This is a genomic window from Fodinibius sp., from assembly GCF_041642155.1.
Lineage (GTDB): Bacteria > Bacteroidota > Rhodothermia > Balneolales > Balneolaceae > Fodinibius.
The window spans coordinates 1-10,733 of sequence record NZ_JBEPWZ010000086.1 but is presented as its reverse complement, the minus strand read 5'-3'; the positions used below and the strand labels follow the sequence as shown (position 1 = coordinate 10,733).

9 protein-coding genes are annotated in these 10,733 nt (G+C 48.7%); all 9 read right to left on the bottom strand.

Going from position 1 to position 10,733, the window contains the following annotated elements; all coding sequences use genetic code 11:
- On the bottom strand, positions 1-2,029 hold a 2,029-nt coding region (gene bamA, locus ACESLU_RS07090), incomplete at its 3' end, for an outer membrane protein assembly factor BamA (protein WP_372637117.1).
- Positions 2,030-2,094: 65 nt separating this feature from the next.
- A complete protein-coding gene (locus tag ACESLU_RS07085) occupies positions 2,095-2,922 on the bottom strand; it encodes an isoprenyl transferase (protein ID WP_372637113.1) in 828 nt (275 codons plus the stop codon).
- A 72-nt stretch (positions 2,923-2,994) separates the two neighbouring features.
- Complete coding sequence (gene ribH / locus ACESLU_RS07080) at positions 2,995-3,474, bottom strand: 6,7-dimethyl-8-ribityllumazine synthase (protein WP_372637110.1); 480 nt, start codon at positions 3,472-3,474, stop codon at positions 2,995-2,997.
- Between the two features lie 8 nt (positions 3,475-3,482).
- Complete coding sequence (locus tag ACESLU_RS07075; protein ID WP_372637108.1) at positions 3,483-4,325, bottom strand: PHP domain-containing protein; 843 nt, start codon at positions 4,323-4,325, stop codon at positions 3,483-3,485.
- 278 nt (positions 4,326-4,603) lie between these two features.
- Positions 4,604-6,661, bottom strand: a complete 2,058-nt coding sequence (locus ACESLU_RS07070; RefSeq protein WP_372637106.1) for a LysM peptidoglycan-binding domain-containing protein — start codon at positions 6,659-6,661, stop codon at positions 4,604-4,606.
- 789 nt (positions 6,662-7,450) lie between these two features.
- A complete protein-coding gene (locus ACESLU_RS07065) occupies positions 7,451-7,921 on the bottom strand; it encodes an NUDIX domain-containing protein (RefSeq protein ID WP_372637103.1) in 471 nt (156 codons plus the stop codon).
- Positions 7,921-9,579 (bottom strand): CTP synthase, encoded by a 1,659-nt coding sequence (locus ACESLU_RS07060; protein ID WP_372637100.1) that lies wholly within the window; start codon positions 9,577-9,579, stop codon positions 7,921-7,923. The genes ACESLU_RS07065 and ACESLU_RS07060 overlap by 1 nt, the downstream gene beginning before the upstream one ends.
- Positions 9,580-9,687: 108 nt before the next feature.
- Positions 9,688-10,488, bottom strand: a complete 801-nt coding sequence (locus ACESLU_RS07055; protein ID WP_372637097.1) for a glycerophosphodiester phosphodiesterase — start codon at positions 10,486-10,488, stop codon at positions 9,688-9,690.
- 42 nt (positions 10,489-10,530) lie between these two features.
- Positions 10,531-10,733: hypothetical protein (locus ACESLU_RS07050; RefSeq protein WP_372637094.1), on the bottom strand; the 203-nt coding region annotated here is incomplete at its 5' end.

Here is a 10,733-nt window from a genome sequence, read left to right as displayed (position 1 = left end):
AGCCATATTCAATGGAGTTTGTGAGAACCAGGTCTCCGACAATCGTCGTGTGGTTCTGGTAGCTTGACTTAAACTTGTAATATTGGGCAAACGTAGGCATGGGCGGAGCTATCTCGCCGGACAGCCGCAGTTTCGAACCGGTTGTGGGCGAGATCTGATTATCCGTGGAGTTACGTTCCAGAATCTGCTGGATACTCAGGATGTTGGAAGCCCCTTCCGGCAGAAAAGAAGCGCCCCCGGCCACGTCGTAAAGCTGATAGGAAAGCACGCTTTGATGTGAGAAGTAATCATCCGGCCAGTCCAGGCGCCGTCCCAGCGACACGCTGCTCGAAAACAGCTCGTTGCGCTGATCGCTGCCCCGGTATTTAATAAGATCATAACTCATATTGACCCCCAGCGAAAGCGGTCGGCCTGACAGCCAGGGCTCCTGGAAACTGGTACTGTAGCTTTGATAACCACTTCCTGTTACCTGCACGCCGAGCGAAAGCTTCTGGCCGTCGCCCGAGGGAATAGGTCTCCATCCCTCGCCTTTCACCGCACGCTGAATGGAAAAATTGTTAAAGTTTACTTTCGCCGAGAGTATCAGTCCGATACCCCGTCCGCCAAACCCGCCGGAAAATTCAAAGTTATCGGTACTCTGAGACTCATCCAGCGAATAATTAATATCAACCGTCTGATTTTCCGGATCCGGATTCAGGTTCGGCTCAATGGATTGCTGCTGAAAATACCCTATTTGTCCCAGTTCACGGATGGTTCGGATAATGGCCTGGCGGCTGTATTTCTGCCCGGGCACCGTTCTCAGGTTGCGACGGATGACATCATCATGCGTCTTGGTATTGCCCTCGAACGACACTTCCTCGACATAGGCGATCTCGTTTTCCACGAGGTTTATATTCAGGTCGACCGAATCCTCGGCCACGATGTCGATTTCAGGTTCCGCCTGGAAAAACAGGTAGCCGATATCCTGGTAAAGACTGGTTACATCGGGACCTTGCTGGTTGATCTCCAGGCGTCTTTGAAACTTTGACTCGTTGAATACTTCGCCCTTTTCAAAGCCGAGCGTCTGGGTGAGCTCTTCGTCCGTATACACCGTATTGCCCTCCCAGTTAATGTCCCGGACTTTGTACTGGGGACCTTCATGGACTGAAATATTAACCTTTACTCCCCGGGCCGGTGTTTCCAACACGTAGAGCCGGTGCTGGGTATAGGGAAAGGTATACACGCTGTCCCCGGTTATCCGAAAATCGAGAAAACCGTTATCGCGATAGAACTGTCCCAAATTATTCTTTGCCTCTTCGAACTCTTCCTCTTTATACAGTTTCTTGGAAAAAAACTTCCACCACTTGTCCTCTTTAATCGTCCCCAGTGACTTCTGAAGCGTCCTGTCATCGAATAGTTCATTCCCTTCGAACGAAATATCCTTGACTTCCAGGCGATCACCGGCATTGATATCAAAAATGACCGTAACCCGGTTTCGCACCGTATCTGTTTTCGTTTGGCGGACGTTTACTTCCGTATCCCAGTGTCCCTCCTGCTCATAGTACCGCTTAATGGTATTTACCGCCTGGGCAATGGAGGATTCGGTGACCGCATACCCCGGTATAAGGGTTATTTCCTCCTCAAGATCGCTTCGCTCCGACCGTTTTACCCCTTCAATTTGAAATGTTTCGAGACGGGGTCGCTCCTGCACGCTTATTTTCAGATGGATACCGCCGGCTTCCCGACCGGTTTCCACAATCTCAATATCCGTAAAGAGGCCCGTCTGATGAAGGCTTCTGATCGCCTGACCTATGGCCTCCCCGGGTATCGTTATCTGAGTTCCTACCTGCAGACCGCTGGTACTGATGACAAATTCTTCCCGGGAAGTTGTTAATCCTTCGACTTCAATCCCCAGAATCTCGTACTGCTCGGGGGTAGCATTCATGGGATTTTCAATTTGAATGGGCGTATTATCAGGAGAAGTATCTTGGGCGACCGCAGGAAAAGAAATAAAACAAAGCAGAAAAAGTGTGAGTAATAAATTCTTCACGTGTGTAATTTCTTGAATATTGAGCGTACGTTTATATAGAATAAAATATATAGGTATATGAAAAGTCAGGTAGTCAGCTCTTGAACGTGCAAATTCGCCTGTTTCTTTTGTTCGGCTTTTGAAAGTTTGCCAAATCTGCGTTCACGGTCCTGGAAAGAGTGGATAGCTTTGTAGAGTTCCTTCCGGCGGAAGTCGGGCCAGTAGGTTTCAGTGATATATAGTTCGGAATAGGCCAGCTGCCACAATAAAAAGTTACTGAGCCGATATTCCCCGCTTGTTCGGATGATCAGATCCGGATCCGGGATGTCGGCCGTGGATAAATGACAGCTTATCATTTCGTCGTTGATATCTTCGGGATCGATATCACCGCTTTTTACCCGGTGGGCCAGCCTTTTAACGGCTTCTTTAATATCCCAGCGGCCGGAATAGCTAAGAGCCAGGCATAAATTAAGGCGATTATTATTCTTCGTCAGCTCAATAACCTCTTTAAGCTCTCGCTGGCATTTGTCGGGGAATCGATCAATCTGGCCAATCGTCTCCAGCCGGATATCATTTTCATTGAGGTTATCAGCCTCTTTTCGCAGGGAGCTGGCCAGCAGCCGCATCAACGCATTCACTTCCATTTTAGGGCGGCGCCAGTTTTCGGTCGAGAAGGCGTAGAGCGTCAGATACTTGACTCCCATCTGGGCACAGGCTTCCGTAATATCACGAACCGAATCCACCCCGGCTTTGTGCCCGAACGATCTCAGGTTACCCCGGCTTTTTGCCCACCGGCCATTGCCATCCATGATAATAGCAATATGTTCGGGGAGCTGTCCCTGCTCGATAAGCCGGGCCTGCAGCTGCTTGTCACTATCTTTCTGTTCCGTATTTGTAAGCGAAATTGGTTTCAAAAGCGTAAAATTGGTAATTAGCTAAGCCGTTAATATTAGAGTTTTATCCACGTTATTTCAAGCTTTATAACATTATAATTGACCGATCTGATGGTTCAGATCGATCATTTCCAACAGGGCCAAGGCTGCCTCGGCTCCTTTATTTCCCTTTCCGCTTTCCATGATTCCAGCCCGCTGCTGAGCCTGTTCTATATTATCTGTAGTCAAAACACCAAAAACAACCGGTTTATTGCCCTGAATATTCAATTCCGTAATTCCTCTGTTTGCAGCATCGCATACATAATGGAAATGAGGAGTATCTCCCCGGATGACGGCCCCTAAAGTAATCACACCATCGACCTTAGGCAACAATTGCCTGGCGATAAAAGGAATTTCATAAGCTCCCGGGCAGCGAACTACCACAATCTGTTCATCCTCCATCCCCTTTTGGCGTAAAACCTCCAGGGCCCCCGCGAGCAACTCATCGGTAATAAATGAATTCCACCTTGCCACGACAATGCCTATGGTGCTATCCGGATTCTCAATATTTCCTTTCAATTCTCGATGGTTCATAATCAATATTAGACGGTCATTTCTTTTCGCTTGTTTGTCAGCCTTAACAGGCGGTACACATACTTTGTATTTATAGTCACGATCCCAAAATATTTCTGATATTTTTTGGCACCGCCATGAAAATCACTGCCACCGGTTATCAGCAGCCTGTGACGGTCTGCAAATTTTTCAATCCGTTTCTGGGTTTTATAGTTGTGGCTGGGATGGATCGTTTCAATCCCATCTACGCCGGCTTCCACCAGTTGCTGCAGTTCCCTGTTCGTATACAGCTTGCCCGGGTGGGCAATAATCACCGCGCCCCCCGCTTCCTTGATCGTGTCGATAACCTGGTGGTGCGTATAATATTCATTGTAGATGGGTCCCAGTTTCTGGTCGCTGAGGTATCGGATAAACGCTTCCTTGAAGGACCCCACATATCCCTTGTCCAAAAGGACTTCGGCAATATGAGGACGGCCGATATTGCCTCCAAAGGCTTCTGCCTTCACTTCTTCAATATCAATATCGAACCCTTTCCGGGAAAGCTGGCCGATAATCCATCGAGCTCTTTTCAAGCGCGACTGGTAGTGGTCTCGGGTAAGTTGTCGGATGGAGGGATGATCGGGATCAAAACAGTATGCCAGCAGATGGCATTCGCGGCCATTAAAATCTGCCGTTATTTCTATGCCGGGAAGCAACCGGATCTCTTCTGTTTTTGCAGCTGCTTCCTGTGCTTTTCGATAGCCTTTTAACGTATCATGATCGGTAATGGCAATGATCTCAAGCTTGTGTTTTATCGCCTGCTGAACCACGTCGGCGGGACTCATATGTCCGTCCGAGGCCCGTGTATGGATATGTAAATCTGCTTTTGCCACTCTGTCAAAAATCTAAATTTCAGGCAACTAACCCGGATTTCACACCAAGAAATTTGTACTTCAGCAAGGCTGAAGGAAAAATAGCAGCGAAGAAATACCCGCGCGCGCACGGCACGCTATTGTTATCTTCAACGCCGCTGATGGACAACCTTCGAAGTATGTTACACATTTTTTGGCCTCAAAAATCGATATACGTTTATCTGTATCACAAGGGTACGCCAATATACCCTAAATCCTTGTGAGAAATACGGGCTCACACTATGTCACAAGCCCGTTACTTATTCGGAACTACTTATTATCAATGTTTCACCCACCTGAATTCGTGAACCGCTTAAGCCATTCAATTCTCTGAGTTTACTCACTGAAACACCGTGCTTGTTGGCTATATCAATAAGGGTGTCGTTCGGCTGGACGGTATATTCGCCATCGGCACCCGTAAGGGAAGCCAGGGTGAGATCCTCATTGCGTCGCTGCTTGAGCTCAATTTCCTGCTTTTCGTCAAAAGGCATCTGGCTTATTTTTTGATAGTAAGACTTCTTGGATTCATCCACGTATATCTCCAGCCGGTCGCCGGGGCGTATATAAGCGGTCAGGTTATTCCACGTTCTTATTTTGGAAGCCGTTACGTCAAACCATTCGGCGATATGACCAATGGTATCGCCTTTTCTGACCTCGTAGGTGATCACAGGTCCGCTGGGCTTTTCTGCTGCCTGAGGTTCGGTATGTTCGGACGAACGCTTCGACGAGGGCTCGGAGGCGGAAGACTGAGAAGCCTTGTTTTTATCGGCCGGACGACCGGATGCTATTTCGTCGGGGCTTTCGGTCGCGCTGCCGCCGGGAATAGGAACCACGACCTTTTGTCCCGGGTGGATGGTGCTGGACAGCCCCTCATTGGTCTCATAAAGAGCCTGAACAGAGGTGCCATACTTACGGGCGATAATACCCAACGATTCGCCGCTGCTCACGGTATGCATTGCAACATTCGATCCGCGCTCGTCTTTAGGTATATCTTCATAATTTTCTGCAAAAGTATCTTTCAAGCCTGCCGGCAGCTTAAGCGGATATTTCCCGCCGGGAGGCGTTGCCCAACGCAGAAGTTCCGGGTTGTATTCCTTTAACTCTTCCAGGGTAATACCGGCGGCTTCTGCCAGCGACTCCAACGACATCAACGGAGCCACCTGATACACATCGTAGCTGTAAGGATCCTCATCATATTTTTTGTCAAATCCGAACGATTCCGGCTCCTTGCCGATCATGGTGGCGGCAATATAGCTGGGGACGTAATTCCTGGTTTCACTCGGCAGGTGAGGCCAGGCTTCCCAGTAGTTTTTTTCTCCCCCGCCCCGGCGAATGGCATACTTCAGTCCGCGGGGACTGATATTATAGCCGGCCAGTGCCAGGTGCCAGTCGCCCCATACCTCGTATAAATCCCTGAGGTGGCGCGCGGCCGCACGGGTGGCCTTCTCCGGATCGCGCCGCTCATCTTTCCAAAAATTTACGTCAAGTCCGTACATTGAACCCGTGCCCCGGATGAATTGCCACATCCCTACAGCGGAAGCCCAGCTTTGAGCCCGCGGGTTCAGTCCGCTTTCAACCATTGACAAGTGAATAAGCTCCGTGGGTACGTCCTCCTCTTCAAAAATTTCCTTCATCATCGGGAAATACTTTTCCGAGCGCTTCAACCATTTTTCCATCACTTCGGGGCGTTTCAGAGAAAAATACATCAGGGAGCGATTGACCTTCTCATTTTGCACAAGAGGCACGCTGGTTGAGGGCGCAGGGAGATTTTCCGGCACACTGTAACTGTCCTTTATCCATTCATCATCATCAGAAAAAAGTTCCTCCCGTATTGCAAAAATTTCACCCTCTGTCTGCATTTCCGATTCTGTAATCCCATAAAATTTGCGGTATTCCGTCATGATGGAGCGGTATAACTCACTAAACCGCTGCTCCGTTTGCAACTCGGGATAGGTGTCCAGTAACTCCTGCAGTTTGTTCAACGCGTCGGTAATATGCTTTTCGGCCTGCAGGGGATTTTCGTTCATCTGCGCTTCGATTGCCTGCACATGTATCCGGTATATTTCAGCGATACGCTGCATCGTATCCTTCCCAAAATCCCCGCTGTTTTCCATAGAGCCTGAAAAAGAAGAACGGTCGGTTGCAGCCTTTTCTTCTTCCACTTGCTCATCCCCGAAGGGGTTGTTATAGGGCAGCATCATCGGAGAAGTAGGAACCTCCTTTAATTCAATCGCCTCAGTGGGTTGTGCCTGTTGTGCAGAAGCTGAGAAGCTTAGTGCCAGAGATAGGATAAGAGCAGAATATAACGTCTGTTGCATAGGAGTCAAACGATGTTTATGGTGTTATAGGTATTTATATCTATGAGGAATACCTGACAGTTTACTTATGTACTGGGATCAAAACGGTGATTCACAATTTCTTCAACCGAACATTGCTTTATTATTTATTCTGTGTGTCTACGCACGGCATCCCACCTATCACAATCTTTCTGTTCGGGACGCCATACACTCTCGGCGGTTTCGGCGATATAACCTGAAGAATAACTTCGCTCTTATAATAACTATTATTTAACCAATGAGCCACCTCATATACACCGGTTTTTTCAACGCATTTCTTACCGCCAAAACCAGCTGGCATATAGACATAAAGCATTCCTCAATCCAGGTAACGTATTCCATTTGCTATCCGTCTTCAAAACACAGGTCCAGCCGTTTCAGAGTATATAACAACTACTTTACCACAAACAGGCGTACTCGCCTGCTCTTCCACCCTCCCCGGGCCCTTGATCTTGACTTTGAAAAAACACGGTCTTCCTGCGACACTGCCAGAATCTTTTGCAAAACCGTTGTTTTGCAAAGCCCTCTGTTCATTAAAAAGAGTTAACGGATTGAGCACAAAGATTATAACAACGGCGGAGAATATATGCAGTGTATAAATGCTTGAAAGAGGCCTTTAAAAAACCAAGAGGGTTGTTCCATTCCAAAGCCTGAGCCATTTCAAATCGCAGTATATATATAAGACAATACTTGAGGACTTTGAAATCGCGCAAAGGCAGCGGGTGGGAAAAAGAGCGGTTTTACAAAGAACTCTGTGAATGTATAATATATTCATGGCGAGAAAATATCAAAAGACGACCGGTCCCGCCACTGCTTTAGTTTAAACAACAAGTCGCGGGGCACAAAAGGCAGGTTATCCAGTTCATCGACCGCGATCCACGCCACGTCTTCAATCAGCTGGTCACGGTCTGCCAGTTCAGGATCACGTCCAGCCGATGGCTTTCCTGTAATTTTACTCACTTCGAAATAGCACTCTACTGCATGGTACGGGTCATCAATCAGCTCGTGAAGGTGCAGAAGCCGGTGAACGTCTATCTCGGTCTGTGTTTCTTCCCGGAACTCGCGCTTGAGAGCATCAACCATTGACTCCCCGAAATCGACCCCGCCGCCGGGCGGCGTCCATACGGTTTTGCCGGTTACCGGAGATTGCAACTTTACCAGCAGGATGGCTTCCTGCACTATCATTACCCCGGCGACCCGAAGACGCAGCTGATGACCGAAAACGGATTCAGGGACATTCATTACGTTTCACTGACCACTATGCGCTCGCCATCCACCGGAATATTGAGATCGTGCTCCCGGGCGTGCTCCAGGCTGGCTTTTACAAAATCCACGAAAAGAGGCTGGGGATTATTGACGGTTGAACACAACTCCGGGTGGAACTGTACCCCCAAAAACCAGGGATGATCTTTGAGTTCAATAATCTCAACAAGATCACGTTCGGGATTAAAGCCGGAAAGGATCATCTTTTCTTCCACCAGCTTATAACGCAGGTTGTTATTCACCTCATACCGATGCCGGTGGCGTTCATGGATCAATTCTTCTCCATAAGCCGCATAGGCTTTTGTTCCTTTTTTAAGTTTGCAATCATACAGGCCCAGGCGCATAGTGCCGCCCTTGTCTTCAATATTCTTTTGATCGGGCATCAGGTCGATAATCGGGTGTTCCGTATGCTCATCGAATTCAGTGCTATTCGCTTCGGGCCACCCGCATACATTCCGGGCGTATTCAATAACGGCACACTGCATTCCCAGACAGATGCCGAAAAATGGAATATTGTTCGTCCGTGCATAGGTGATCGCCGACAGTTTGCCATCAATACCACGTCCCCCAAAACCGGGCGCCACCAAAATACCCGAAATATCCCTCAGCTTGTCCTTAACATTATCCTTCGTCAGATGATCTGATTGTATCCATCGGATATTGACTGCACAGCCGTTAACGGCCCCGGCATGAATGAAGGCTTCAACAATCGATTTATAGGCGTCGTGATGCTCAACATATTTGCCAACCAGTGCAATATTAATTTCGGTGGAAGGATTTCGCACGGCCTCCACAAATCCTATCCAGCGCTCCAGGTCGGGGACCCCGGCATCCAGCTTTAGTTTTTTAATGACCCGTTCATCGAGGCCTTCTCCCTGCATCAGCAGGGGTACCTGGTAAATACTCTCGGCATCGAGGGAGGCGATAACATCCGCTACTTCCACATTACAAAACTGTGAGATCTTTTTGCGGATGGATTCATCCAGCTCATGTTCGGAACGCGCCACAATAATATCGGGCTGCAGTCCGCTTTCGGAGAGCGTCTTAACCGAGTGCTGGGTAGGCTTGGTTTTAAGTTCACGGGCTGCCGAGAGGTAAGGCACCAGCGTCAGATGGATAGACAGGGTATTCTCACGGCCCACGTCATACCGGAACTGTCGGACGGCCTCGATATAAGGCAGGCTTTCGATATCACCCACCGTACCGCCTATTTCGACGATGACCACATCATAACCGTCCGACTCACCAAGGGCGACGATATGCGACTTGATCTCATCGGTGATGTGCGGGATCACCTGCACCGTTTTACCCAGATAGGCTCCCTGGCGCTCTTTGGAGATCACATCATTATAAATGCGCCCCGTCGTGACATTATTTTCCTGGGAGGTTTTGATATCCAGGAAGCGCTCGTAGTGGCCCAGGTCCAGATCGGTTTCCGCCCCGTCTTCGGTTACAAAAACCTCTCCGTGTTCGTAGGGGTTCATGGTGCCCGGATCCACATTAATATAGGGATCCAGTTTTTGTACCGTGACACGGAGTCCCCGCGCCACTAAAAGGCGCCCCAACGACGCACAGATGATTCCTTTACCAAGTGAAGACGTAACCCCTCCGGTTACAAAGATGTATTTTGTGGACATGAAAGCATTGGTTAATTAGGGAAAGTAAAAAATAGAAGGTTTCCGCTCATCATTCAAACCCTAATGCATTTTTTTTAGAAAAAACCCGTCCGACCGCACGACATCCATTCACTGCTGCTTTTTCCACTGGTTGATTACCACCTTAAGCAGATCCGGTTTGTTCGTAAAAATACCGGTAACCCCGGCGTCCAGCAGCTTACGCATCCGATTCGGGTGATCTACGGTGTAAATGAAATGGGGAATTCCTCTGCTGTTAAGATCCCTCCTTCTTTTGGCGTTGAACTGGCGATAACTCATATTACAGGCATCGGCTTTATACTGTTTCACGAGCTCGCCGGGCAACCTGTTTTTTGAGGCGGCCCGGTTGTATAACAGCGCAACGGGCATGTGCGGATCCAGCGTTTTCAAGTGCGTCACGGCCCGATAATCAAAGCTGGAAAACAGAACGTGCCGGCCCATCCCGTACTCCTTCACCAGCTGCAGGCATTTTTCCACTATACCCCCGGAACGCTGGTCCCTGACGGCCTCTGTCTTTATTTCTATATTGAGCGCGATGGTACCGGCGGCAAACGCCAGCACTTCTTCCAGCGTTGGGATCTGAACACCTGCAAAACCCTTATCAAACCAGGCCCCGGCATCCAGTTTTTTGAGCTGCCGAAGCGTGTAACGGGAAAGCAACCCCTTTCCGCTGCTGTGCCCTTCAAGTTTCGCATCGTGAAAAACCACCGGTACGCCATCCCTGCTCAACAGCACGTCCAGCTCGATCATCTCTGCTCCCAGCTCTACGGCTCCCTTGAAAGAAGCCATCGTATTTTCGGGATAATAGGCGCTTGCGCCGCGATGTGCGATCACCATGCAGCCACCCTCATTGTCCTGGTAGAGCGCCGGCAGCCGATATCGGTCAGACATATAATATGCAGAGGCAAAAGTTTCTAATTGACAGCTGAATATCTATTTTTCGCGCTCTTTTTTCCATGTCAGGTATTCAACAAGCTCTTTGAGCTGCTTCTTTTGATAGAAAATGAGTCCCACATTGATACCGAAAATAGCTATTATAATCAGAAAAACGGTTTGACTGAGTTCGGTAATATCGAAATAAAAGGAATAGCCGAAAATCAACAGTGCGGCGACATTCACCGCCATCATGACCCATT

What these genes read in the sequence shown, in the direction of transcription:
- ACESLU_RS07070 (WP_372637106.1), bottom strand. Translation starts at nt 6,661, where the DNA reads ATGCAACAGACGTTATATTCTGCTCTTATCCTATCTCTGGCACTAAGC.
- ACESLU_RS07065 (WP_372637103.1), bottom strand. Translation starts at nt 7,921, where the DNA reads ATGAATGTCCCTGAATCCGTTTTCGGTCATCAGCTGCGTCTTCGGGTC.
- ribH (WP_372637110.1), bottom strand. Translation starts at nt 3,474, where the DNA reads ATGAACCATCGAGAATTGAAAGGAAATATTGAGAATCCGGATAGCACC.
- ACESLU_RS07060 (WP_372637100.1), bottom strand. Translation starts at nt 9,579, where the DNA reads ATGTCCACAAAATACATCTTTGTAACCGGAGGGGTTACGTCTTCACTT.
- ACESLU_RS07055 (WP_372637097.1), bottom strand. Translation starts at nt 10,488, where the DNA reads ATGTCTGACCGATATCGGCTGCCGGCGCTCTACCAGGACAATGAGGGT.